Here is a 23,510-nt window from a genome sequence, read left to right as displayed (position 1 = left end):
AAACATCATGAAATTAACTGGAAAACAAACATGGGAGTTCGAGAACCCGCTGTTTGTTAACTCGAGCGGAACAGCGGTTGGACCTAAAGAAAAAGAAGGGCCTTTAGGACACTTATTTGATAAAACGTATGATGAAATGCACTGCAACCAGAAAAACTGGGAGATGGCAGAGCGCAAGCTGATGGAGGATGCGGTTCAGACTGCGTTATCAAAACAAAATCTTAAAAAGGAAGACATCGATATCTTTTTGGCAGGCGATCTGCTCAACCAAAACGTGACAGCCAACTATGTGGCGAGGCATTTGAAAATTCCTTTTCTTTGCTTATTTGGAGCATGCTCGACATCAATGGAATCGATCGCGATCAGTTCGGCATTGATTGACGGAGGTTTCGCAAAGCGTGCCCTAGCGGCAACCAGCAGTCATAATGCTACTGCTGAAAGGCAGTTTCGCTACCCGACGGAATACGGCGGCCAAAAGCCGGGAACCGCTACATCCACAGTGACCGGAAGCGGAGCAGTCGTCCTCAGTCAGCAGCCAGGCGGCATCAAAATCAGCAGTGCAACCGTCGGAAGAGTTATCGACTTGGGGATTACCGATTCGCAGGATATGGGGTCGGCGATGGCCCCCGCTGCGGCGGATACGATCAAGCAGCATTTAGAGGATCTGGGACGCACCCCTGATGATTACGATTTAATTTTAACCGGCGACCTTTCAGGTGTCGGCAGCCCGATTTTAAAGGATTTGTTAAAAGAGGAAGGAATCAATGTCGGGACAAAACATAATGACTGCGGACTGATGATCTATACACCTGACCAGCAGGTTTTTGCAGGCGGAAGCGGATGTGCTTGTTCCGCTGTCGTCACCTTTGGCCACATTTTTAAAGAAATTGAAGCGGGAAGGCTGAACAGAGTGCTTGTTGTAGCGACAGGCGCCCTTTTAAGCCCGACGATCGTCCAGCAAAAAGAATCGATACCATGCATTGCCCATGGCGTCGTATTTGAACGGGCCGAAGGGGGGAACACTTAAGATGGAATATGTCATTGCTTTTATTGCAGGAGGATTGATTTGCGTCATCGGCCAGCTTTTGCTTGATATCTTTAAAATGACGCCGGCTCATGTCATGTCAACTTTTGTCGTATCAGGAGCGATCCTTGACGGTTTCGGCCTTTACGACCGTTTTATCGAATTTGCCGGTGCCGGGGCTACAGTCCCGATTGTCAGCTTCGGCCATTCTCTTTTGCACGGCGCGATGCACCAGGCTGAGGAACATGGCTTTATCGGAATCGGCATGGGGATATTCGAACTGACATCTGCCGGTGTATCTGCCGCTATCTTGTTTGCTTTTCTTGTTGCCGTGATTTTTAAACCGAAAGGATAAAGGATAATGCCAGCAAAACGCAAGGTCATTTTGGTCACAGACGGCGATATATACGCTGCAAAAGCAATCGAATATGCGGCAAGAAAAACGGGCGGCCGCTGTATTTCCCAATCGGCGGGGAATCCAAGCATTAAAACGGGACCGGAGCTTGTATCCATGATCCTAGAAACCCCTCATGATCCTGTATTCGTCATGTTTGATGATTCCGGACTTCAAGGCGAAGGACCGGGAGAGACAGCGATGAAATATGTAGCGATGCATGCCGATATCGAGGTGCTCGGGGTCATCGCCGTCGCTTCAAAAACTCATTATGCAGAGTGGACAAGGGTCGATGTATCAATCGATGCGGAAGGTGAACTGACGGAATTCGGCGTCGATAAACACGGGGTCAAAGAGCTCGATGTCAAACGAATGAACGGTGACACGGTCTATTGCCTTGATCAGCTGGATGTTCCGATCATTGTCGGAATCGGTGATATCGGTAAAATGAACAGAAAAGACGATGTGGAAAAAGGGTCGCCGATTACAATGAAAGCGGTCGAGCTCATTTTAGAAAGGAGCGGGTATCATGAGTGCTCAAAAGCAAGAGAAGACGAACGTATTCCTTGATCCTTCTAAGAATGAAGCGTATTTCAAGAAGCGGGTCGGCATGGGAGAAAGCTTTGACCTTGGCGTACGCAAGGTCTTTATCCTCGGCCATGAAGTTCAGCTTTATTATGTCAACGGGTTGTGCGACACCCAATACATCATTCACCTGTTAAGGGAACTGGTGCATCTCAATGATAAAGAAAAAGAGTCGGGCGAGGTCGAAGACATTGTCGAAAACAGGCTTTTGAACCAGCAGGTTTCAAAAGCAGAAACGCTTGATGAAGCGGTGGACCAAGTGCTGTCGGGACTGGTTGCCATCATCGTCGAAGATGCGGGATTTGCATTTATTATTGATGTCAGAAGCTATCCGGGCAGAACGCCGGAAGAGCCTGATACAGAAAAAGTCGTACGCGGTGCAAGAGACGGGCTCGTCGAGAACATCATCGTCAACACAGCCCTGATCAGACGCCGGATCAGAGATGAACGCCTGCGCTATAAAATGCTTCATATCGGTGAACGCTCCAAAACAGACATCTGCCTTTGCTATTTGGAAGATGTTGCAGATCCCGATCTTGTTGAAGTATTAAAAAAAGAAATTGAAAATGTGAAGATCGACGGACTGCCGATGTCGGATAAATCGGTAGAGGAATTCATTGTCGGCCAAGGCTTCAATCCGTTTCCGCTTGTCAGGTTTACGGAAAGGGCAGACGTAGCCGCAAGCCATATTTTAGAGGGGCATGTCATCGTGATCGTCGATACGTCGCCAAGCGTCATCATTACGCCGACGACTTTGTTTCACCATGTACAGCATGCTGAGGAATACAGACAGACACCGGCTGTTGGGACGTTTTTAAGGTGGGTGCGGTTTTTCGGTATTTTGGCCTCCACCTTTTTGCTGCCGCTTTGGCTATTGTTTGTCATTCAGCCGTCGCTCTTGCCTGATCATTTATCGTTTATCGGTTTAAACAAAGACACTCATATCCCGATTATCATGCAGATTTTCCTGGCGGATCTCGGCGTCGAATTTTTAAGAATGGCCGCCATTCATACGCCGACGGCGCTTTCGACTGCAATGGGCCTGATCGCTGCCGTATTGATCGGCGATATCGCGATCAATGTCGGCTTGTTTTCTCCCGAAGTCATTTTATACGTTTCCCTCTCGGCAATCGGAGCGTACACGACACCAAGCTACGAGCTGAGTCTGGCGAATAAAATGGTGAAGCTGTTTATGCTGATATTGGTGGCGCTTTTTAAAGTGGAGGGATTTGTCATCGGATTAACGATCTTAACTATAGTGATGACTTCGATCAGATCCTTGCGGACGCCTTACTTATGGCCTCTCCTCCCGTTCAACGGAAAAGCGTTTTGGCATGTTCTCGTGCGCACTTCCGTTCCCGGGGGAAAAGTCAGGCCGAGCATCGTTCATCCGCGAAACCGCTCCAGACAGCCGTGAAGACGGTATTCCAAGAGGCTTTTCCCCGGGGAAAAGCCTCTTTTTCAGTAATCGAATTCAGGTCTTTGGGTCCCGATGCCTCTGTATTCGTTCGCAGAGATCGCGACTGCCCGGAGGCTGCAGATGTTGTTCTGTCTTCTGATCGGATAGACGACATACAGCATTTCGCGGCCGGACGGGTCAAACGTTGACGAATGAAGGAAAACCTCGGTTCCTCTCCGCCAAAATCTCGTATTCGCCGGAGCTGTAATAATCTGCCCTTCATAAGGCTCGTAAATTCGCTGTTCATGATGTACAGCCGGCTGATAAGAGCCGTATACATCTTCCGGTGTATAGCCTGGAGCCGGGGTGTAGGGGTAACGGTTTGGATACATATGATAACCTCTTTCCCACTTCGTTTTTTTAGTTTTCATCTTTAAGATTATATTCAGGTAAATGCCTATTTGTATGGGCGATAATCTTGATTTTTCAGCTCTTTTTTTAACTGAATGGACGTTATGTATGCCTATTTCTATCAAGTGCTGTTTTCTGTTATTCTATAATCAATAGAATGGATTGGTTTTTTAGGGGATTATTCCCTTTGTAAATCAAGAAAATTTGGACAAATGGTGGTTTAGTTTTTAAAACGAAATGTTATAATACAACATAAGAATCGCACTATCATGAAGCCGGAAGATGCATCGGGCAGCAATCGGACCGCCCCTTGCACCTTTGTAGATAGAGAAAGAGGGAATGACAATTGTTTTTACATGGTACTAGCAGACGAAATGAAAGTGGACACCTCGAAATCGGCGGTGTCGATGTTCTATCATTGGCAGAAAGATATGGAACACCTCTTTATGTATACGATGTCGCGCTGATAAGAGAGCGCGCTCGAAAATTCCAGAAGGCATTCAGGGAAGCCGGTTTAAAAGCGCAGGTAGCGTATGCAAGCAAGGCGTTTTCAGCGGTCGCCATGATTCAGCTTGCCGAACAAGAGGGGCTGTCTCTGGATGTGGTATCGGGAGGAGAGCTTTTTACTGCGATCAAAGCAGGGTTCCCCGCTGAACGGATTCATTTTCACGGAAACAATAAGAGCCCTGAAGAACTAGCCATGGCTCTGGAGCATCAAATCGGCTGCATCGTGCTCGATAACTTTCACGAGATCGCCATTACAGAAAAGCTTTGCAAGCAATCAGGACAAACTGTAGACGTTTTGCTCAGAATCACACCGGGAGTTGAAGCGCACACGCATGATTATATTACGACGGGACAGGAAGATTCGAAATTCGGTTTTGATCTGCACAATGGGCAGGTCGAACAAGCCATCGAACAAGTCCTTCGCTCATCTGCGTTTAAGCTCCTCGGCGTGCACTGCCACATCGGTTCGCAAATTTTTGATACGGCGGGATTTGTTCTTGCGGCAGACAAGATCTTTGAAAAGCTCGCTGAATGGAGGGAGACTTACTCATTCATTCCGGAAGTGCTCAATCTCGGCGGGGGCTTCGGCATCCGCTATACAAAAGACGACGAGCCGCTCGCTGCCGATGTCTATGTTGAAAAAATCATCGAGGCGGTCAAAGCAAATGCCGAGCATTTCGGCTTTGACATCCCTGAGATTTGGATCGAACCGGGCAGGTCTCTCGTCGGAGATGCAGGAACCACGCTGTACACGACCGGTTCGCAAAAAGAGGTGCCGGGCATTCGCAAATATGTGGCTGTTGACGGCGGCATGAGCGATAATATCAGGCCGGCGCTTTATGAGGCAAAATATGAAGCGGCCGTCGCCAACAGGATGAACGATGCTTGTCATGATACCGTATCAATCGCAGGAAAATGCTGTGAAAGCGGAGATATGCTGATTTGGGATTTGGAAATCCCCGAAGTTCGTGACGGAGATGTGCTCGCCGTTTTCTGCACCGGTGCATACGGCTACAGCATGGCCAACAACTACAACCGCATTCCGCGCCCGGCCGTCGTTTTTGTCGAGGATGGAGAAGCGCAGCTCGTCATTCAGAGAGAGACGTATGAGGATATCGTCAAGCTGGATCTGCCGCTGAAATCGAAAGTAAAACAATAAAAAAATGGAGATTCCCTCAAGGGGGTCTCCATTTTTTTATTCAAAAAGAATTTTTTCCCGTTTGCCGCATGAAGAATATTTCCCGGCCATCGGGCGGTGTTTTTTGCAAAAAAGATCATGACATGCATAGAACAGCGACCGGGCTGATTGTATATAATATTGGGAATTTAACAAAAATTTAACAAAGGAGATGGTAAAGGCAATGATCAAGGTGAAAAGGATGAGATTTGCTGATTTTGCGGATTTAGAGGCGGAGTAGATGAAACCGGCCAAAGTATCCCTACTCCACCGCATGCTCCAGTGCCTGAAGCAATGTGTTGATTGTAACATAGCGAAGTGTTTTACAGCAATAAACAGTTCTGTGAATATTTTATTAATTTCTGCTGTGATTTCATTCCCATATTCTGCTGCGGCTCATCCTGCAACACAGTCCGCTGATAAATATTCAAGCTTTGAAGAATTGAAGCGGAATGAAGATCCGGCGTCTTACCGAATGACGGAGAAGGACGCAAAAGTGCCGATGCTCATCATGGCGATCCATGGAGGCGGCATCGAACCCGGAACAAGTGAAATCGCCAATGAAGTGGCGAAAAATTATTCCTTGTACTTGTTTGAAGGGCTGAAATCATCAGGCAATAGGGATCTTCACATTACAAGCACCCGTTTTGACGAGCCGGCGGCGCTCGCCATCACTGCGAGTCACCAGTATGTCATGTCGCTTCACGGCTATTACAGTGAAGACCGCGCTATTAAAGTGGGCGGGACAGACCGCGTTAAAATCAGAATATTGGTTGATGAGCTGAATCGCTCGGGGTTTGCCGCTGAAATGCTGGCGACGGACGACAAGTACGCCGGAACCCATCCGAATAACATCGCCAACAAGTCGCTTTCCGGGCTGAGCATTCAGCTTGAAATGAGCACAGGATTCCGCCAATCTTTATTTGATCGGTTCACGCTAAAAGACAGGGCAGCGACGCAAAACGAAACGTTTTACCGATTTACAAAACTGCTGACCGATTTTATTCACGAAAACTATGAAGAAGACGGAGGGGACTTCCCCTCTGCAAAAATAAAACACCCCCTTCAATTGAAAAAGGAGGTGTTTTGGCGGTTGTGTTAACCGTTGGACTCTGAGGTGCCGCCGCCGGTGAATACGGAAACGATGGCATTCCACAGAGACACAAAGAAGTCGATCAGTTTTTGAAGGAAATTTTGTCCTTCTTCAGAATCCAGGAATTTCGTGATTTTATCTTTTGCTTTGTCAAGCTGGTCTCCAACCTGGTTCCAGTCGATATTAATATTTTTCATGTTATTAAATAAAGACATGAGAGATTTTTTCTGATCCTCTGTAAGCGTCACGCCCAGATCGGAAGCGGCGGAATCAATCGTTTTCTCCAATTCCTCTTTTGATTCGGGAACCCCGTTTTTCGAGATTTCTTCCTTGACTTTGGCCATCAGCGCTGATGCATTCTCACTGCCGATTTTCTCGCCAAGCTCTGAAGTGGTGACTAGCTCTTCATTCGCGACTTTTTTCACGTCTTCGGAGATCTTTTCGCCCGAAGTCGTTTCATAGGCTTTCATTAAACCGGTCAAAGCGGCTGTGCCTGATACTTCAAATGGTGCAGTGATATAGACTTTAGCGTCTTTTACACCGGCTGTCATCAGCGCGTTTAAATACATTTCATCCGTAATTCTGCTGATATTGTGTGTCTGCACTTCCAAACCGGTGCCTTTTTTCGCTACGGTAATCGAAGAAGAAGAAATCGCTCTTGTTCCGATTTGTGCTTTCGGTATATAATCCCCTAAATATTTATGCTCCTCATCATTTGTCACCTCGATGATGGTCGCATTTTCAGGCGCATTCATTTCTTTTAATACCTTTTGTCTGTCCTGGCTTGACAAGTCTTTCCCCAGCGTGACGATCACATCACCCACTGCGGCGTCAGCAAAGCTGACCTGCGGGAAAATGAGCAGACACAATGCTGTAAAGATTCCTAGTATCGATTTTTTCAAGCTCAATGCCCTCCTTAAAAATGCAGGCTTCAGGCAGAATTGCTGTACTTTTAAAGAAGCCTGCCGGAACGGAAATAATGCGTTCCGAAATATAGACGGATGAAAGATGAGAGAGGTTTCAAAGAAAAAAAGAGATCCATTTTTCTTCAAGTCAAATGCCCTCCGGGTATCGTATCACACCGCTCTTTTATCATTCATGATTTTCACAGGCGATTCAACCTTTTTTTAAAATCTTTTACAAAAGTGATGCAAGAGCGCCGTTTATTTCAGGTAGATTGGCTCTGTGCTTCTTTGATATGATATAATGACCCTTGTGAAATGAAAGGAGAGAATCAAGATGGCTAAAAAAGGATACATACAACTGACAAACGGCAAAAAAATCGAGTTTGAACTATATCCGGAAGCGGCGCCGGGAACTGTCGCCAACTTTGAAAAACTTGCAAACGAAGGGTTCTATGACGGGTTGAAGTTCCACCGCGTCATTCCGGGCTTCGTCAGCCAGGGAGGCTGCCCGCACGGCACCGGAACAGGCGGTCCTGGATATACGATTAAATGCGAGACAGAAGGGAATCCGCATAAACACGAAGCCGGTTCTCTCTCAATGGCTCACGCAGGAAAAGATACTGGAGGCAGCCAATTCTTTATCGTCCATGAGCCTCAGCCGCACTTGAACGGCGTACACACTGTTTTTGGAAAAGTCACATCAGGTCTTGATGCTGTCACTTCAATGGAGCAGGGACAAGGCATGGAAAAAGTCGAAGTATTTGACGCATAATTAGAAAGCGAAGAAACAGCCCGCTAAGCCGGGCTGTTTTTTTGTCTGAAACGGTGTTCATTTTCCAGATGCAATAGGACCAGGGACCGATTCTTCGACCGCGTTTTGCTAGGAAATGATGATCCTAATAAATAAAATAATTGTGAAAAAATGACCCTTTATGTAAAATATATTCAAGTGAAGAGCTAGAAAGAGAACGCAATCTGTATAAAAGGAAGGGGCGTAAGGGGTGAGCGTAAAAATCCCATCGACTGCAGTCGGCGTAAAAATTAATGACTGGTATAACGCGATACGCAAATTCAATGTTACGGACGCCGAAATGCTGAAGGCAGAAATTGAGCGCGAAATTTCTCAAATGGAAGAAGATCAAGACTTATTATTGTATTACGCCTTAATGGAATTCAGACACAGAATCATGCTTGATTACGTAAAACCATTGGAAGAAGGCGAAACCCCGCCTGACTTTTCTGAAATATTAAAAGATATCGAAGATGAACAAGGAAAGCTGACAGGCCTGCTTGAATATTATTTCAATTTTTTTAGAGGGATGTATGAATATAAAAACCATGATTATATTAAAGCGATCTCTTTTTACAGGCGCGCCGAAAAAAAGCTGCTGCATGTCGAGGACGAAATAGAGAGAGCCGAGTTTCATTTTAAAATGGCTGAAGTGTTTTATCATATGAAACAGAGCCACGTGTCGATGAACTATGCGCTTCAAGCGATTGAAACCTACCAGGCGCATGAAACTTACACGGTTCGGAGAATCCAATGCGAGTTCGTCATCGCAGGCAACTATGACGATCTGGATTCGAATGAAAAAGCGCTTTCGCATCTTGAAAAGGCGCTGAAGCTTTCACAGGAGAAAGGCCAGCTCATATTGGAAGGACACACCTATTACAATTTGGGTAACTGCTATTATAAGATGGGGGATTTTAATCGGGCGGCTGAATACTTCAACAGAGCTGCTGCGATTTATCAAGAAGAGTCATCAGATATTCTCCCAAAAGCGTTTTTTAGTCTTGCACATGCATATTTCAAGCTGAAGCAGCTGGAACAGGCGGATGACGCGTTAAACAAAGGGATTGACATCGCCCGGCGATCAGACGATTCGATCTATCTATCAAAATTTCATTTTTTGAAAGCCTTGTATCTTGATGATGACGGAAGAGCTCAAATGCTGGAAACTTTTCAGCTGCTCGGGTCAAAAAAGATGTATCCCGATATTGAGGACTTGGCATTGGAAGCTGCTGAATACTATAATGAAATTGGGCGCTTGAGCGACTCTGTTTATTTCTATCAAACGGTATTCAGTGCTCGAAAACAAATGAAAAAAGGGGACTGGTCGTATGAAATCTAAACTGTTGTTAACCGCCGCTGCTTCAGTAGCAGGACTTTCTCTGGCAAGTGCTGTGCTGATGACGCAAACAGATGGTATGAAAGTCGCCGAGAGAAATGTAACGTCCGCACCGACGCAAATCGCCGAGAGAAACGTAACGTCCACACCGGTGCAAATCGCTGAGAGAAATGTAACATCCGCACCGGTACATGTTGCTGAGAGAAACGTAACATCTGCCAAAACGTCACCGATTCATATCGGAGAACGAAATGTAACATAATATTCCGTCAAAGGGCAGTGCTCGCTTATATGAGCACTGCCTTTTTTATGTCCGATAAAAAGAGGATAGGTGTGAAATAACACGTAAAAAGTCCCCTTTAGGGGATGTTTTTTGTTTATTTTTTGAAACAAAATGCAAATAAGGACGTATATCCTTGGAAGGAATGCTAAATTTTTTTATAATAAAACTTATCAGAACTAAATAAGGAGATCAATAATGAGGACTTTGGTACTGCTTAGAGGCTGCCCTGGCACCGGAAAATCAACCTGGATCAGGGATCATCAATTGAATCAATATACACTGTCTGCTGATCAGCTGAGGCTGATCCATCAGTCACCCGTGTTAAATTTGGAAGGGAAATACGACATTTCTCAAAAAAATGACGGAAAAGTATGGAAGCTTTTGTTCACTCTCCTTGAAGAAAGGATGGAAAGGGGGGAATTCACCGTTGTTGATGCCACACATGCGAAACCAAGCATGATTTCAAGCTATAAAGCTCTTGTTTTAAAGTATCGCTACAGAGCGTATGTGGTTGATTTTTCCGATATTCCGCTTGAGACCGCTCTGTTGAGAAACCGGGAGAGGGCTGAGCATAAGCGGGTGCCCGACAGCGTGGTTCACGCCATGCACGAGCGGATTTTAACCGAACCGGCGCCTTCCTGGACAACGGTCATCAAGCCGGAAGAATTTGACGATGTGATACAGTATAAGCCGAGGCGGCTCGACAGTTATGAAAAAATACATGTGATCGGGGATGTGCACGGCTGTTTTACGGTGCTGGATTCTTATTTGAAAGGCAGACTCGAAGATGACGAGTTATATATTTTTACAGGTGACATGCTTGATAGAGGAATAGAAAACGCAAAAGTCGTTCAATTCCTGCTCAGTATCAAAGATCGTAAAAATGTGATTTTGCTCGAAGGAAATCATGATAAATATTTGAAGCAATACGGGCATGATGAAGAAACAAGAAGCAGTGTATTCAACAAGAAGACAAAACCGGAATTAGACAAAGCAGGCTTTGACAAAAAAGATATCAGGGAACTGGCCAGGCGCTTCCACCAAATTGTCTACTTCACGTATGGAGAAGATACTTACATCATCACGCACGGAGGTATTTCCGCGCTTCCTGACAACCTTCTGCTTACAGCTACCAGCCAGCTGATCAACGGTGTCGGCGGATATGAGACAGATATCGACCATGTCTTTACGAAAAATATGGAAGGGCGGAACATCATTCAAATCCACGGGCACAGAAACATGTTCCGGCTTCCAGTGCATGCAGCCGCAAAATCATATAACCTGGAAGGGCAGGTGGAGCACGGCGGGCATTTAAGGGTTGTCACCATCGATCGGTCTGGCATTCAAACACATGAGATAAAAAATGATGTGTTTAAAACGTCCGCTCCTTCGCTTGATTCTCATCACGAACACGAGGAGCTGACAGTCGACCATTTTCTAAAGCATTTGGACGAACACGATTATGTATCTGAGCAAAAATTAGCCGGAGGCATTTCCTCTTTTAACTTTACGAGGAAGGCTTTTCAGGAGAGAAAATGGGACAGCGTCAGCATGAAGGCAAGAGGGCTGTTTATCAACAGAAACACCAAGGAAATCGTCAGCAGAAGCTACAACAAATTTTTCAACATCGATGAACGCCTGACGACGAAAATGCATGTTCTCGTTAACACGCTGCGCTTTCCGGTCACTGTTTATGATAAGGCGAATGGATTTTTGGGAACGGTCGGCTACAATTCTGAAACCGATGAGCTCGTCTTCACCTCAAAATCTTATACATCGGCAAGCGGACAAAAAGACGGCCATGCGAAATGGGTGGAAGAGCTGTTTCACAAAACGTTTGACGCATCTCAGATTGAGGATATAAAAGAATATGTAAAAACACGCAATGTTTCGTTAGTGTTTGAAGTCGTGCTGCCAGAAAAAGATCCGCACATTATCGAGTACAAATCGGATAAGCTTGTCCTTCTCGACATTGTCAAAAGACAGATGAAATATGAAAAGCTGCCGTATGAAGATGTCCTCTGTTTTTCTGAGACATTTCGCGTAGAATGTAAGCAAAAAGTCATTTCTTTTGACCAGTGGACCGATTTTTATAAATGGTACCTGTCTGTGTCAAATGACCCGTCGATTGAAGAAGAAGGATATGTGATTGAAGACTCGGCAGGATTTATGACAAAATTAAAACTGCCTTTCTATCAATATTGGAAGTTCGTGCGCGGTATCAAGCACAGACTCGGCGCGGCTGCTGGTCGCTCGCCCCATCACGAGGCCCTGTTCCATTCCGAGCATGTGAAGTTTCTCGCCTGGGCCAAAACGAAAGACAGCGAGTATCTTAAAAATCAGTCCGTTATCACCATCCGAAACGACTTTTACAGCGAAACCTAAAGCGAAGAAAACAGAACAAACGGTTTCTTGAAACATAGTTATTTAGACTCAATTTTCAAGCTTGTTTTCACACACACACCCCTAAACCAGAATGTACATTCGTAGGTTATAAGTAGTATTTCGTCTGAATATGAAACGATTTCCCTTCATTTTGCGTTATACTTAAAAACCACATATTTTCCGTCTGAATCGAACATGTTTTATTTCATCATTCACAGGAAATAAACATAGGATAGTTCAGAACGTGTTCTGGAGGTTTTGATCATGGGGAAAATAAGATTCAAGCTCACGGTTCTGCTCGTTTTGGCTGCCGTACTGGCCGGAGGCTTTTATTATTTAAAAAACGGAAGCGTTCAAGATGTCTCAACGGCGCTCAGCCAAACCGTCTCATCTGAGGAAAAGAACTATACCATTTATCAATATAAGATCACCAAAATTGACGGCACTGAATACCACGGGGTATCAGATAACGGAACGAAGATCATTTTCAATGCGAAAAATCTCAACCAGGATCTGTCCGACATTAAAGAAGGAGACAAAGTAAAGGCCTACTTCTCTAATGCCAACAGAATCGACGGATTAATCAAAGTCGTCAAGGTGGCAGATTAAAAACCCTCTGTTTCTCAGAGGGTTTTTTTGTGCAAGCAGTTTTCATTGCAATTTTAATATGCGGCCGCTATAATTACGCATAAGGACAAGTAAATATCGATTGTATCCTTCGGGGCTGGGTGAAAATCCCGACCGGCGGTAATAAAGCGAGAGACAGCTTTAGAGCCCGTGACCCGCTGTGCTTCGTGCAAAGCGGTGGATTCAGTGAGAAGCTGAAGCCGACAGTGAAAGTCTGGATGGGAGAAGGATGAAGAGACTATGTGAAAAAAAATGATGATGCATAGTTTTATTTCTCATGCACAAAAACAAACCCCCGGATCGACATCCGGGGTTATTTTTTTGGAAGAAGGGAGGGAAATTCATGACAGATGCGCATTATATGAATCTTGCATTGGAGCTTGCGAAGCAGGGTGAAGGTCAGACAGGAGCCAATCCGCTTGTCGGAGCCGTTGTCGTCAAAGACGGTGAAGTGGTCGGAATGGGGGCTCATTTAAAATACGGCGAAGCGCATGCAGAAGTGCACGCCATTCAAATGGCAGGCCGCCATGCGGAAGGAGCCGTCATTTATGTGACGCTTGAACCGTGCAGCCATTACGGCAAAACGCCTCCTTGCGCGGAACTGATTATCCGTTCCGGTTTGAAGCGGGTAGTCGTGGCGGCCGAAGATCCGAATCCGCTCGTTTCCGGAAGAGGAATCGGGATGCTGAGAAGTGCCGGGATCGAGGTCGAAACAGGCGTTCTCAAAGAACAGGCGGAAGAGCTGAACGAAAAGTTCATGCATTTTATGCGGACAGGCCTTCCGTATGTGACATTAAAAGCAGCTGCCAGCCTTGACGGCAAAACCGCTACCGCAACAGGCGACAGCAAATGGATTACTTCTGAAGAAGCGCGGATGGACGCTCACCAATACCGAAAAAACCACCAGAGTATTTTAGTGGGATTGGGCACAATAAAAGCAGACGACCCGAGTTTGACATGCCGTCTCCCCGGTGCAGTGAATCAGCCGGTGCGTGTCGTTCTCGATACGACGCTGTCAATCCCGCTTCAGTCAAAAGTCATTCAGGATAAAGCAGCGGCAACCTGGATTTACACGACGTCCAAGGCAGATCCCGAAAAGGTTCGGAACCTGGAAAAAGAAGGTGTACAGGTAACCGTGCTGGATGCGGATGAACTTCCGGTGCGCGACGTGCTTCTGCACCTTGCAGACCAAGGTATCGCTTCAGTCTTTGTCGAAGGTGGTGCGACGGTTCACGCAAGCTTCGTCAAAGAAGGACTCTATCAGCAAATGATCTTCTATCTTGCCCCTAAATTAATCGGAGGGCTGCAATCTCCCAGCATCCTCTCCGGTGAAGGCTTTCAATCGATGAAAGATGTCCCCTTACTGCATTTCACAACCATTACCAAAATCGGCCAGGATATAAAGCTGGCGGCAAAACCGATAAAAGAATAAGGCGGTGGCATATGTTTACAGGCATCATTGAAGAAGTCGGAATGATTTTGGACATGAAAAAGGCGGGAAGCGCCATGTCTTTAGTCATCCAATCCAACAAAGTGACCGAGGATGTGAAGCTTGGCGACAGCATTGCTGTCAACGGAGTCTGCCTGACCGTAAATGAGTTCGGTTCCGGCAGTTTCACGGCGGATGTCATGCTTGAAACCCTGAAAGCAACATCACTCGGCACATTAAAAAAAGGAAGCCGCGTCAATCTTGAACGGGCGATGGCGGCAAACGGCCGCTTCGGCGGGCATATGGTGTCGGGGCATGTCGACGGCACCGCGTCTATCGTGCGCATAGAAAAAGCGGCTAACGCCGTATACTATGATTTAAAACTTGACCCTTCACTGGCCAAAATGCTTGTGTTAAAAGGTTCGATCGCCGTAGACGGCGTCAGCCTCACCATTTTTGGACTGACGGAAGATCAAGTAACAGTCTCGCTTATCCCGCACACATTGGATGAAACGATTTTTTCGGAAAAAAAGCCCGGAAGCATCGTCAACATCGAGTGCGATATGATCGGCAAATACATTTACCGGTTTCTCCACCAAGCAAAACAAGACAAACAGGTAAAGCCATTGACTGAATCGTTTTTTAAAGAAAACGGGTTTTAAATGAAAGGAGGCCGCGCGCCTATGTTTCACACAATTGAAGAAGCGATACGCGATTTGAAGCAAGGAAAAGTCATCATCGTGGTCGATGACGAGGACAGGGAAAACGAAGGCGATTTCGTTGCGCTAGCAGAATACGCAACACCTGAGGTGATCAACTTTATGGCTTCGCACGGAAGGGGTTTGATCTGCGCGCCGCTTAATGAAGAGATCGCTTCACGGCTTGACCTCCATCCGATGGTGGACGAAAATACCGATTCTCATCACACGGCATTTACGGTCAGTGTGGATCACCGCGATACAAAGACGGGGATCAGCGCTCAAGAGCGGTCGTTGACCGTCATGTCGCTGATTGATGATCACGCGCTTCCGGGCGATTTTAAAAGACCGGGGCACATTTTCCCCTTGATTGCGAAAACAGGCGGCGTTTTAAAAAGAGCCGGACATACGGAGGCGGCCGTTGACCTTGCGGAGGCGTGCGGTTCCGCGCCGGCCGGCGTCATCTGCGAAATCATGAATGAAGACGGCACGATGGCAAGGGTGCCTGAACTCAAAAAAATAGCCGACCAGCACGACTTGAAAATGATTACGATTAAAGATTTGATCGAATACCGCTACAGCAAGGGAACGCTGATCAACCGAGAAGTGAAGATTACGCTGCCTTCCGAATTCGGCACATTCAAGGTTTACGGCTATACAAACGAAATCGATGACAAGGAACATATAGCACTCGTCAAAGGCGATATACCTTTCGGAGACGAGCCTGTCCTTGTCCGCGTACACTCAGAATGCCTGACGGGCGATGTTTTCGGCTCTTACCGCTGCGACTGCGGCCCGCAGCTTGCTGCCGCACTCGCGCAAATCGAACAAGCGGGCCGGGGCGTGCTCCTTTATTTGAGACAGGAAGGAAGAGGAATCGGCTTAATCAATAAACTGAAAGCTTATAAACTGCAGGAAGAAGGATATGATACCGTGCAGGCTAATGAAAAGCTCGGTTTTCTCCCAGATCTTCGCAACTACGGGATCGGCGCCCAAATTTTAAGAGACCTCGGCGTGAAACAAATGAAGCTGCTGACGAACAATCCGCGAAAGATTGCCGGTCTCGAAGGCTACGGACTGACGATCGCAGACAGGGTGCCGCTGCAGATGGAGACAAAAAAAGACAATGAAAAGTACTTAAAAACGAAAAAATCAAAATTGGGGCATATGCTTCATTTTTAAACTAAAATCAATCACAAAAAAGGACGGGATTCATATGAATAAAATAGAAGGTCATGTAATTGGAACAGATTTGAAAATTGGGATCGTTGTGTCAAGGTTCAACGATTTTATTACAAGCAAACTTCTAAGCGGTGCAGAAGATACGCTGTTGAGACATGGGGTCAAAGCTGATGATATTGATGTCGCCTGGGTTCCCGGAGCATTCGAGATTCCGCTGATCGCCAAAAAAATGGCTGAAACGAAAAAATACGACGCCGTGATTACACTGGGCACGGTCATCAGAGGAGCGACAAGCCACTATGACTATGTCTGCAATGAAGCGGCAAAGGGGATTGCGGCGAGCAGCATGTCAACAGGCGTTCCGGTGATCTTCGGCGTATTGACGACAGACACGATCGAGCAGGCGGTAGAACGCGCCGGAACAAAAGCCGGAAATAAAGGTGCAGAAGCTGCCGCGGCAGCGATTGAAATGGCGAACCTGACCCGGTCGCTTCAATAATTACCGAAAAAGAGTTTAAAAAGGTTATAAAAATGTTTATAATGTGATGTGAAGCGACTAGCCTTCGTTAGATCCACATTTTGATATATTGAGGGGTATTTATGTTAATTCGTTATAAAAAGTCATTCGAAAAGATTGCGATGGGGCTCCTTTCGTTTATGCCGAATGAGAAGGACGTCAAGCAGCTTCAGCAGACAATTAAAGACTATGAAACGGACACTGAAAGGCAGCTGTTCCTATGGAAAGAAGGCGAGGATATTGTCGGCTGTGTAGGAGTAGAGAAAAGAGAAGAAGAAGTCGAGATCAAGCATATCAGTGTAAACCCGTCTCACCGTCATCAAGGAATCGGCAAAAAAATGGTGTCGGCCATTTCGCAAATGTTTGCACCTAAACCGCTGGTTCCGAATGAATTAACTAAAGGATTCTTTGAGCGCTGTCAGGATCACGAAAATGAAGACATCACATATAACCAATGAGCAGAGGCTTCTAGCCTCTGCTCTCAGCTTGTCGACAAAGCCATAAAAAGTGGCTTGATCGACAAGCTTTTTTTGTTAAAATGTGAGTGAAATCTAGTTTTTGGAGGTTTTTCCATGTTGTCTAAGCACTCTAAAGATCAGCGCGAACAGCTTGAAGTCTTTGCCTTAAGTGAACTTGTTCCGGAAGATCATCTGGTCAGGAAAATAGAAGAAGCTATGGATTTTTCATTTATTTATGAAAAAGTTGATCCCCTTTATTCTTCCAAAGGACGTCCAAGTATTGATCCTGTTGTATTGATCAAAATGGTTCTGATTCAGTACGTGTTTGGCCATCGCTCGATGCGCGAAACCATTAAGCGGATCGAAACCGATGTCGCTTATCGCTGGTTTATTGGATATGGCTTCTCTGAAAAAATCCCTCATTTTTCAACCTTCAGTAAAAACTATGAGCGCCGTTTTCATGATACGGATTTATTTGAAACAATCTTCTATAAAATCTTGCGTCAGGCCATAGATCTTGGTCTTGTCGACCCGTCGGTCGCCTTTATCGATGGAACCCATGTCAAAGCCAATGCGAATAAGAAAAAGTTTGTGAAGAAGATTGTGAGAAAAGAAACAAGAGCTTATCAGGAACAATTAGATCAAGAAATTAATGCCGATCGTGAAGCCAACGGCAAAAAGCCCTTAAAGCCCAGGCAATGCTCAGAGGAACGAGAAATAAAGGAAAGTACGACAGATCCTGAGAGCGGCTATTTTGTAAAGGGTGAACGGGAACGCCTTTTTGCTTATGGTTTTCATACAGCTTGTGACCGGAACGGATTTGTACTTGGGACGGTTGTTGAGCCTGCCAATATTCATGACAGCCAAGTGTTCACAACCCTGTTTCAACAAGTGAAAGAACGCGTCGCCAAGCCTCATACGGTCGCAGTTGATGCAGGATATAAAACGCCGTTTATCGCAAAATTTCTAAGTGATCAAAATGTCCGTCCCGTCATGCCCTACACCCGACCACAAACCAAAAAAGGGTTCATGAGAAAACATGAATATGTATACGATGAATATTACGATGCTTATATTTGCCCTGACGATCATGTTCTGACATATCGCACAACTAACCGTGAAGGCTATCGTATTTATGCCTCAGATCCAAACCGATGTAAACACTGTCCTTTTCTGAAGCAATGTACGGAAAGCCGAAATCATCGAAAGATGATTCAACGGCATCTCTGGCAGGATCATTTAGATGAAGCTGATCATCTTCGCCACACGGATGAGAATAGGCGAATCTATGCTAAACGCAAAGAAACCATCGAACGGGTTTTTGCGGATTTAAAACACAAGCATGGCCTGCGCTGGACAACCCTACGGGGTAAGAAAAAATTGTCCATGCAGGCGATGCTTGTTTTCGCTGCCATGAATCTCAAAAAGCTGGCGAATTGGACCTGGAAAGGTCCTCATCGCCAGCTTTTTCGTCGAAAAAATAGAACAAAATGGACAAAAATAGGTCGGATCATAGAAATCCGACCTATTTTGTCAACGGTCTGTGAGCAGAGGCTTCTAGCCTCTGCTCTTTTTTCGCCGTTCGATTTGTTTTTCCCTCTCGGCAACCACTTCAGTCCGGTCTCTCAGCAGGTGTTTATCGATGATGAAGGCGTCCGGTGGATCGTTTGCTCCCCACTCATACGACTTTTTTTCACATTGTTTCCGGCATGCTTTGATCAAAGATTCATCTGTGATTGGAAGCATGATGCTTTCATAAGGAGAATGGGCTTTGATTTTTTGGTAAGTCTTCCTTAACAGCTTGATGAAGCGGCTGTAATCCAATCCGAGTGATTCGACTGCGTCTTTTTCGGACACCAGGGTGCGGATGCTGTTCGCCATTAATCTCTCTGCACCGGCAAAATTGTTTCTCCGCTGATGATAGAGTGCGACTGCCAGCTGAATCAATCCAACCCAGTATGATTTCCGCTCGCCGGGATTGTTCTTTTTCCAATGGTCTTCTAAAATTTCGTGGCATTCAAAATAATCCCTTGACCCGTGGAATTCGGCCAGGTAATCGATATAAGCTTGGGGATACATCTGACATCCTCCTTTAAGTTTCCGTTAAAGTGTATCATAAGAACGGAACGGAGGAAAAATGGAGATATATCCAGGCTATGAAAAAAGCGCCCGGGTAACGGACGCTTCTCATTTTTATGTTAATAGATCCATGCCGCTCCTACAATAATCAACAAAATAAACAGAACGACAATCAAAGCAAATCCTCCGCCGTAGCCGAAGCCTTTACCTCCCATGTTGTTCCCTCCTCAGGTTTAAGATTTTACACAGTATTCTATGCAGCATACGCTCAAATCGTATAGGCGAATGCCAAAGCTTCTTAAATTATATTGGACTTCATGCAGACGCGTAATTTATACTAAAGGGTAGCCAGTTTTAGCCGGCTTAGAAGCGATTTTGAAAATGGTGAGAAATGAACATGGAATATCAGGTGAAAATCGAGGCGTTTGAAGGGCCGCTGGATCTGCTGCTGCACTTAATCAACCGCCTTGAAATAGACATTTATGACATACCTGTTGCGAAGATAACCGAGCAGTATTTATTATATGTGCATACGATGCGCGAACTTGAGCTCGACGTGGCCAGTGAATATTTGGTGATGGCTGCGACCCTTCTCAGCATTAAAAGCCGAATGCTCCTTCCAAAGCAGGAAGAGGAGTTGTTTGACGAAGAGTTTCTCGAGGAGGAAGAGGACCCGAGAGAAGAATTGATTGAAAAATTAATAGAGTACAGAAAATACAAAAGTGCCGCGCAAAATTTGAAGGAGCGCGAGGAAGAGCGGCAAAAAGCATTCGCGAAGCCGCCGAGCGATTTAAGCGACTATGCCAAGGAAATTAAACTCAGCGAGCAAAAGCTGTCCGTCACCGTTTATGACATGCTCGGGGCGTTTCAAAAGGTGCTGAACCGCAAAAAAATCAGCCGGCCGTCTGAAACTAGAATTTCAAGACAGGAAATACCGATAGAAGAACGAATGATGCAAATCGTCGATTGTTTGAAATCGTCCCGCAAAAGGATGCATTTTATGGAACTGTTCCCGTACGAACAGAAAGAGCATCTCGTTGTGACGTTTTTGGCGATTTTGGAGCTGATGAAAAACCAGCTGATCATCATTGAACAGGAACACAACTTTTCAGACATTTACATAACAGGGAGTGAAACGATTCATGACGCTTGATATCGTGAATTGGAAAGCCATTGTCGAAGCGCTTTTGTATGCCGCCGGCGACGAGGGCCTGACAAAAAAACAGCTATTATCCGTTTTGGAGATCGATGAAGCCGAGCTTCAGGATATTATGCTTGATGTCAAAGAAACCTATGAAAACGAAGACAGGGGCATCGAGCTTGTCGAGTACGCAGATACGTACATGCTTTCGACCAAAAAAGAATTCGCCGTCTATTTGAAAAAGCTGATTGAAGCCCCTTCAAAAGGGCTTTCTCAGGCTGCCCTCGAAGTTTTGGCCATCGTCTCATATAAACAGCCGATTACAAGAGCGGAAGTCGAGGAGATCAGAGGGGTCAAATCTGAACGGATTCTCCAGAGCCTTGTCGCAAAAGCGCTGTTGTGCGAAGTAGGCCGGGCGGACGGACCGGGCCGGGCGATCTTGTACGGTACAACCGAAACATTCCTTGAACAATTCGGCTTAAAAACGCTTGAAGAGCTTCCGCCGCTGCCCGAAAATGTAGAAGAAGACGGGGTTCAGGAAGAAGCCGATCTGTTCTTTGAGAACTTTAACCAGACGTTCGAAGATTTAAAATAGACTCACCTTAAGGACCGAAGTATGATAATATATATTATCGTATTTTTTATGTTTAATTTCATGCATGAAAGAATACGATTGTAACAAAGCGATGAGGAGAGGGTGCCGACACCAATGGGAAAATCTATGGCAAGAGCCCAAACCGAGCAGGCAGGCGAATTTTTAGCACAGACCGTTCAGACGCTGAGCGATTATTTAAACGAAACGACGCTCTCATCCCTTGAAGCCGAAGAGCCCGGGAGCAGAGATTATTATCGCGATGTCCTCAGCAACTTGAGAAAGCTGGCGGTTTACTGTGAAGAAGGGCTTCTGGCCTGCCGAATCAGGCTGCAGCAGAATCCTTTTCAGGACGCTGCCGCCGAAAGGACGCTCTATCAGATCTATCATCGATGCATAGAAGAATTTTTTACACCGAAAAAAGATACTTGGTACGAAGACAGCAGAGCGGCCTACACGGGAAAAAACGCCATTTGCTTTCACGAACCAGCGCCGGCCTCATTAAAAAAATTGATGGCTTCGCTTGAAACAGAATATCAATCGATGAGAGAAGAATTGGAATACTATGCGACTGACTATCGGCTGAAGATGGTTCAGCCGAGATCATAGCTTAAATGAACCGTGAGCCGGAACTCCCCCTTTCATGAAAGGGGGAGTTTTGATGTTGCTTTTAGATTTTTCTCGGGGAATCATCCAATTGGTGTTCATAACGGAAAGACAAGCGCATAAACTTGTACAAACAACCACAAGGACGTGAGAGAAAATGCGCTTTTTTCTAAAACAGGCTGCAGCAGCCATCATCATATGCTCTCTTTTATGCTCTTCATACCAAATCGCTGAAGCACAGCCTTCCCTTCATGTCAGCGCAAAAAGCGCGATTGTCATGGACGGGCAATCCGGACGGGTATTGTTTGCGAAGGATGAGCATGAAAAACGGCGCATAGCAAGCATTACGAAGATTATGACAGCCATTTTGGCCGTAGAATCGGGCAAATTGGATGAAACGGTCACGGTCAGCGACAGGGCGGTCAGAACGGAAGGATCATCAATCTATTTGACAAGCGGGCAAAAGGTGAAACTGAAGGACCTTGTTTACGGTTTGATGCTGAGATCGGGAAATGACGCAGCCGTTGCGATTGCCGAGCATGTGGGCGGAAGCCTGGAAGGCTTTGTCTACATGATGAATCAAAAAGCGGCCGACCTCGGCATGGAAAACACCCTGTTCCGCAATCCGCACGGACTCGATGACCACCCTGACCACTATTCCTCGGCCTATGATATGGCGCTTTTGACGAAATATGCGATGACAAACGAAACGTACCGAAAAATCGCCGGAACGAAGCGCTATAAGGCAGAAACGATGCAAGGCATCTGGAGAAACAAAAACAAGCTTTTAACAGGGCTTTACGAATACAGTACAGGCGGAAAGACGGGATATACCAAGCTGGCGAAGCGCACGCTCGTCTCCACTTCATCGAAAGACGGAACCGATTTGATCGCCGTCACCATCAACGCCCCTGACGACTGGAATGATCATATGAACATGTTCAACTATGTATACGGCCACTACAAAACATATATCATCGCCAAAAAAGGCGAGGTTCCGAAATTAAAAGACTCTTTTTACGGGAATAAAGCTTTTATTAAACGGGATGTCACATATCTGTTAAACGAAGATGAAACAGAAGACGTGAAGGTTGACATCGAGCTTCTTAAACCGAAAAAATCGTGGCGTAAAAACAAAAAAGAAATCCCGGACATCATCGGGGAAATGAACGTCATGTTCAACGGAAAAACGATTGCAAGTGTACCGATCTATTATGAAAACGAACGCAACAAAAAGCCGAAAAAATCGTTTTTCGAGACCTTTCAATCCGTATTCCAAAAAGCGGCAGGCGGTTCATCATGGTCAATATAATCTGGGTCGGCTTAACGGTGATCGGTCTGGTGTTTGCGCTTTTCAACGGAACGGTTCAGGAAGTCAATGAGGCCGTATTTAAAGGTTCGAAGGAAGCTGTCACGATTTCGATCGGCCTGATGAGCGTCCTTGTTTTTTGGCTGGGGCTGATGAAAATCGCCGAACAATCCGGGCTTCTCGAAAAATTCAGCAGGTTGTGCCGGCCGTTCATTTCAAAGCTGTTTCCCGAGATCCCTCCGGATCATCCGGCGATGGGGTATATTTTATCCAATTTAATGGCCAACTTTTTCGGATTGGGCAATGCGGCGACACCGCTCGGCATTAAAGCAATGGAACAGATGAAGGCGCTCAACCGGAACCGCAGGGAAGCGAGCCGCTCAATGATCACCTTTCTGGCGGTCAATACGTCAAGCATTACCTTGATTCCGACGACCGTCATCGCGGTCAGGATGACATATGATGCAAAGGCGCCGACAGACATCGTCGGGCCGACCATTTTGGCGACTTTAATATCGGGAATCTTTGCGATCTTCATCGACCGATACTTTTATTATAGAAGAAAAAAGAAGGGGTGAGC

At 45.9% G+C, this 23,510-nt stretch carries 25 protein-coding genes, 1 pseudogene and 1 riboswitch; of the genes and pseudogenes, 22 read left to right on the top strand and 4 right to left on the bottom strand.

What is annotated here, in order from left to right; translation table 11 throughout:
• Positions 1-7 precede the first annotated feature (7 nt).
• The 4 genes from spoVAD to MHH76_RS12495 are packed head-to-tail and all read left to right on the top strand — an operon-like array spanning position 8 to position 3,420.
• Positions 8-1,027 (top strand): stage V sporulation protein AD, encoded by a 1,020-nt coding sequence (gene spoVAD / locus MHH76_RS12510; protein WP_043054371.1) that lies wholly within the window; start codon positions 8-10, stop codon positions 1,025-1,027.
• Between the two features lies 1 nt (position 1,028).
• Entirely contained in the window at positions 1,029-1,379 is a 351-nt protein-coding gene (gene spoVAE, locus MHH76_RS12505) for a stage V sporulation protein AE (RefSeq protein WP_020452026.1), read from the top strand.
• Between the two features lie 6 nt (positions 1,380-1,385).
• The gene (locus MHH76_RS12500; protein WP_043054370.1) at positions 1,386-1,988 is read left to right on the top strand and encodes a stage V sporulation protein AE; all 603 of its coding nucleotides are present in this window, start codon (positions 1,386-1,388) and stop codon (positions 1,986-1,988) included.
• Positions 1,948-3,420 (top strand): spore germination protein, encoded by a 1,473-nt coding sequence (locus tag MHH76_RS12495; RefSeq protein WP_020452024.1) that lies wholly within the window; start codon positions 1,948-1,950, stop codon positions 3,418-3,420. Before MHH76_RS12500 ends, MHH76_RS12495 begins: the two co-directional genes overlap by 41 nt.
• 44 nt (positions 3,421-3,464) lie before the next feature.
• Here MHH76_RS12495 and MHH76_RS12490 read toward each other — a convergent pair whose 3' ends face one another.
• Positions 3,465-3,794 (bottom strand): hypothetical protein, encoded by a 330-nt coding sequence (locus MHH76_RS12490; RefSeq protein WP_023857499.1) that lies wholly within the window; start codon positions 3,792-3,794, stop codon positions 3,465-3,467.
• Positions 3,795-4,159: 365 nt separating this feature from the next.
• On the opposite strand from MHH76_RS12490, the gene lysA reads away from it, so the two are divergent.
• The gene (gene lysA, locus MHH76_RS12485; RefSeq protein WP_020452022.1) at positions 4,160-5,479 is read left to right on the top strand and encodes a diaminopimelate decarboxylase; all 1,320 of its coding nucleotides are present in this window, start codon (positions 4,160-4,162) and stop codon (positions 5,477-5,479) included.
• A gap of 259 nt (positions 5,480-5,738) precedes the next feature.
• On the top strand, positions 5,739-6,599 hold the full coding sequence (locus tag MHH76_RS12480; RefSeq protein WP_023857497.1) for a poly-gamma-glutamate hydrolase family protein: 861 nt from the start codon (positions 5,739-5,741) through the stop codon (positions 6,597-6,599).
• Here the strand turns inward: MHH76_RS12480 and MHH76_RS12475 are convergent.
• Positions 6,596-7,492: a DUF1002 domain-containing protein gene (locus tag MHH76_RS12475; RefSeq protein WP_020452020.1), complete on the bottom strand. Its 897-nt coding sequence runs from the start codon at positions 7,490-7,492 to the stop codon at positions 6,596-6,598. The genes MHH76_RS12480 and MHH76_RS12475 overlap by 4 nt on opposite strands.
• A 337-nt stretch (positions 7,493-7,829) precedes the next feature.
• Here MHH76_RS12475 and MHH76_RS12470 point away from each other — a divergent pair, with 337 nt between their 5' ends.
• From MHH76_RS12470 to MHH76_RS12420, 11 genes and pseudogenes are all read left to right on the top strand, one after another.
• Positions 7,830-8,267, top strand: a complete 438-nt coding sequence (locus tag MHH76_RS12470; RefSeq protein ID WP_020452019.1) for a peptidylprolyl isomerase — start codon at positions 7,830-7,832, stop codon at positions 8,265-8,267.
• Between the two features lie 229 nt (positions 8,268-8,496).
• Entirely contained in the window at positions 8,497-9,627 is a 1,131-nt protein-coding gene (locus MHH76_RS12465; RefSeq protein ID WP_043054368.1) for a Rap family tetratricopeptide repeat protein, read from the top strand.
• Positions 9,617-9,886: a hypothetical protein gene (locus tag MHH76_RS12460; RefSeq protein WP_023857494.1), complete on the top strand. Its 270-nt coding sequence runs from the start codon at positions 9,617-9,619 to the stop codon at positions 9,884-9,886. The genes MHH76_RS12465 and MHH76_RS12460 overlap by 11 nt, the downstream gene beginning before the upstream one ends.
• A gap of 216 nt (positions 9,887-10,102) precedes the next feature.
• Positions 10,103-12,292 carry an RNA ligase gene (locus tag MHH76_RS12455; protein WP_023857493.1) on the top strand — a complete coding sequence of 730 codons (2,190 nt, stop codon included), beginning with the start codon at positions 10,103-10,105 and terminating at the stop codon, positions 12,290-12,292.
• Between the two features lie 264 nt (positions 12,293-12,556).
• Complete coding sequence (locus MHH76_RS12450; RefSeq protein ID WP_020452015.1) at positions 12,557-12,901, top strand: hypothetical protein; 345 nt, start codon at positions 12,557-12,559, stop codon at positions 12,899-12,901.
• Between the two features lie 101 nt (positions 12,902-13,002).
• A riboswitch (FMN riboswitch) is annotated at positions 13,003-13,153 on the top strand.
• A gap of 109 nt (positions 13,154-13,262) precedes the next feature.
• Complete coding sequence (gene ribD, locus MHH76_RS12445; RefSeq protein ID WP_268441578.1) at positions 13,263-14,351, top strand: bifunctional diaminohydroxyphosphoribosylaminopyrimidine deaminase/5-amino-6-(5-phosphoribosylamino)uracil reductase RibD; 1,089 nt, start codon at positions 13,263-13,265, stop codon at positions 14,349-14,351.
• Between the two features lie 11 nt (positions 14,352-14,362).
• Positions 14,363-15,010: a riboflavin synthase gene (ribE, locus tag MHH76_RS12440; RefSeq protein WP_020452013.1), complete on the top strand. Its 648-nt coding sequence runs from the start codon at positions 14,363-14,365 to the stop codon at positions 15,008-15,010.
• 21 nt (positions 15,011-15,031) lie between these two features.
• The gene (locus MHH76_RS12435) at positions 15,032-16,228 is read left to right on the top strand and encodes a bifunctional 3,4-dihydroxy-2-butanone-4-phosphate synthase/GTP cyclohydrolase II (protein WP_020452012.1); all 1,197 of its coding nucleotides are present in this window, start codon (positions 15,032-15,034) and stop codon (positions 16,226-16,228) included.
• Between the two features lie 34 nt (positions 16,229-16,262).
• Complete coding sequence (gene ribE / locus MHH76_RS12430) at positions 16,263-16,727, top strand: 6,7-dimethyl-8-ribityllumazine synthase (protein WP_003183115.1); 465 nt, start codon at positions 16,263-16,265, stop codon at positions 16,725-16,727.
• Between the two features lie 101 nt (positions 16,728-16,828).
• Entirely contained in the window at positions 16,829-17,203 is a 375-nt protein-coding gene (locus MHH76_RS12425; RefSeq protein WP_020452011.1) for a GNAT family N-acetyltransferase, read from the top strand.
• A 114-nt stretch (positions 17,204-17,317) separates the two neighbouring features.
• Positions 17,318-18,652: pseudogene (locus MHH76_RS12420) on the top strand (IS1182 family transposase); the annotation flags it as partial.
• 108 nt (positions 18,653-18,760) lie between these two features.
• On the opposite strand, the gene MHH76_RS12415 reads toward MHH76_RS12420, so the two are convergent.
• Positions 18,761-19,282 carry a DUF309 domain-containing protein gene (locus tag MHH76_RS12415; RefSeq protein WP_025811213.1) on the bottom strand — a complete coding sequence of 174 codons (522 nt, stop codon included), beginning with the start codon at positions 19,280-19,282 and terminating at the stop codon, positions 18,761-18,763.
• Positions 19,283-19,401: 119 nt separating this feature from the next.
• A complete protein-coding gene (locus tag MHH76_RS12410) occupies positions 19,402-19,497 on the bottom strand; it encodes a YjcZ family sporulation protein (RefSeq protein ID WP_003183108.1) in 96 nt (31 codons plus the stop codon).
• 182 nt (positions 19,498-19,679) lie between these two features.
• Between MHH76_RS12410 and MHH76_RS12405 the strand changes: the two genes are divergently transcribed.
• From MHH76_RS12405 to MHH76_RS12385, 5 genes are all read left to right on the top strand, one after another.
• Positions 19,680-20,435: a segregation/condensation protein A gene (locus MHH76_RS12405; RefSeq protein ID WP_020452009.1), complete on the top strand. Its 756-nt coding sequence runs from the start codon at positions 19,680-19,682 to the stop codon at positions 20,433-20,435.
• On the top strand, positions 20,425-21,018 hold the full coding sequence (gene scpB / locus MHH76_RS12400; protein WP_020452008.1) for an SMC-Scp complex subunit ScpB: 594 nt from the start codon (positions 20,425-20,427) through the stop codon (positions 21,016-21,018). Before MHH76_RS12405 ends, scpB begins: the two co-directional genes overlap by 11 nt.
• Before the next feature lie 114 nt (positions 21,019-21,132).
• Entirely contained in the window at positions 21,133-21,624 is a 492-nt protein-coding gene (locus tag MHH76_RS12395) for a YpuI family protein (RefSeq protein WP_020452007.1), read from the top strand.
• Between the two features lie 154 nt (positions 21,625-21,778).
• The gene (locus MHH76_RS12390) at positions 21,779-22,933 is read left to right on the top strand and encodes a D-alanyl-D-alanine carboxypeptidase family protein (protein ID WP_020452006.1); all 1,155 of its coding nucleotides are present in this window, start codon (positions 21,779-21,781) and stop codon (positions 22,931-22,933) included.
• Complete coding sequence (locus MHH76_RS12385) at positions 22,921-23,508, top strand: nucleoside recognition domain-containing protein (RefSeq protein WP_020452005.1); 588 nt, start codon at positions 22,921-22,923, stop codon at positions 23,506-23,508. The genes MHH76_RS12390 and MHH76_RS12385 overlap by 13 nt, the downstream gene beginning before the upstream one ends.
• The last annotated feature ends 2 nt before the right edge of the window (positions 23,509-23,510 follow it).

The organism is Bacillus sp. FSL L8-0193 (genome assembly GCF_037976065.1).
Lineage (GTDB): Bacteria > Bacillota > Bacilli > Bacillales > Bacillaceae > Bacillus > Bacillus paralicheniformis.
The sequence above is the reverse complement of the archived record's forward strand: the minus strand, read 5'-3'. Positions and strand labels throughout refer to the sequence as shown.

What these genes read in the sequence shown, in the direction of transcription:
- spoVAD (WP_043054371.1), top strand. Translation starts at nt 8, where the DNA reads ATGAAATTAACTGGAAAACAAACATGGGAGTTCGAGAACCCGCTGTTT.
- spoVAE (WP_020452026.1), top strand. Translation starts at nt 1,029, where the DNA reads ATGGAATATGTCATTGCTTTTATTGCAGGAGGATTGATTTGCGTCATC.
- MHH76_RS12500 (WP_043054370.1), top strand. Translation starts at nt 1,386, where the DNA reads ATGCCAGCAAAACGCAAGGTCATTTTGGTCACAGACGGCGATATATAC.
- MHH76_RS12495 (WP_020452024.1), top strand. Translation starts at nt 1,948, where the DNA reads ATGAGTGCTCAAAAGCAAGAGAAGACGAACGTATTCCTTGATCCTTCT.
- MHH76_RS12490 (WP_023857499.1), bottom strand. Translation starts at nt 3,794, where the DNA reads ATGTATCCAAACCGTTACCCCTACACCCCGGCTCCAGGCTATACACCG.
- MHH76_RS12480 (WP_023857497.1), top strand. Translation starts at nt 5,739, where the DNA reads ATGAAACCGGCCAAAGTATCCCTACTCCACCGCATGCTCCAGTGCCTG.
- MHH76_RS12470 (WP_020452019.1), top strand. Translation starts at nt 7,830, where the DNA reads ATGGCTAAAAAAGGATACATACAACTGACAAACGGCAAAAAAATCGAG.
- MHH76_RS12460 (WP_023857494.1), top strand. Translation starts at nt 9,617, where the DNA reads ATGAAATCTAAACTGTTGTTAACCGCCGCTGCTTCAGTAGCAGGACTT.
- MHH76_RS12455 (WP_023857493.1), top strand. Translation starts at nt 10,103, where the DNA reads ATGAGGACTTTGGTACTGCTTAGAGGCTGCCCTGGCACCGGAAAATCA.
- MHH76_RS12450 (WP_020452015.1), top strand. Translation starts at nt 12,557, where the DNA reads ATGGGGAAAATAAGATTCAAGCTCACGGTTCTGCTCGTTTTGGCTGCC.
- ribD (WP_268441578.1), top strand. Translation starts at nt 13,263, where the DNA reads ATGACAGATGCGCATTATATGAATCTTGCATTGGAGCTTGCGAAGCAG.
- ribE (WP_020452013.1), top strand. Translation starts at nt 14,363, where the DNA reads ATGTTTACAGGCATCATTGAAGAAGTCGGAATGATTTTGGACATGAAA.
- MHH76_RS12435 (WP_020452012.1), top strand. Translation starts at nt 15,032, where the DNA reads ATGTTTCACACAATTGAAGAAGCGATACGCGATTTGAAGCAAGGAAAA.
- ribE (WP_003183115.1), top strand. Translation starts at nt 16,263, where the DNA reads ATGAATAAAATAGAAGGTCATGTAATTGGAACAGATTTGAAAATTGGG.
- MHH76_RS12425 (WP_020452011.1), top strand. Translation starts at nt 16,829, where the DNA reads ATGTTAATTCGTTATAAAAAGTCATTCGAAAAGATTGCGATGGGGCTC.
- MHH76_RS12415 (WP_025811213.1), bottom strand. Translation starts at nt 19,282, where the DNA reads ATGTATCCCCAAGCTTATATCGATTACCTGGCCGAATTCCACGGGTCA.
- MHH76_RS12410 (WP_003183108.1), bottom strand. Translation starts at nt 19,497, where the DNA reads ATGGGAGGTAAAGGCTTCGGCTACGGCGGAGGATTTGCTTTGATTGTC.
- MHH76_RS12405 (WP_020452009.1), top strand. Translation starts at nt 19,680, where the DNA reads ATGGAATATCAGGTGAAAATCGAGGCGTTTGAAGGGCCGCTGGATCTG.
- scpB (WP_020452008.1), top strand. Translation starts at nt 20,425, where the DNA reads ATGACGCTTGATATCGTGAATTGGAAAGCCATTGTCGAAGCGCTTTTG.
- MHH76_RS12395 (WP_020452007.1), top strand. Translation starts at nt 21,133, where the DNA reads ATGGGAAAATCTATGGCAAGAGCCCAAACCGAGCAGGCAGGCGAATTT.
- MHH76_RS12390 (WP_020452006.1), top strand. Translation starts at nt 21,779, where the DNA reads ATGCGCTTTTTTCTAAAACAGGCTGCAGCAGCCATCATCATATGCTCT.
- MHH76_RS12385 (WP_020452005.1), top strand. Translation starts at nt 22,921, where the DNA reads ATGGTCAATATAATCTGGGTCGGCTTAACGGTGATCGGTCTGGTGTTT.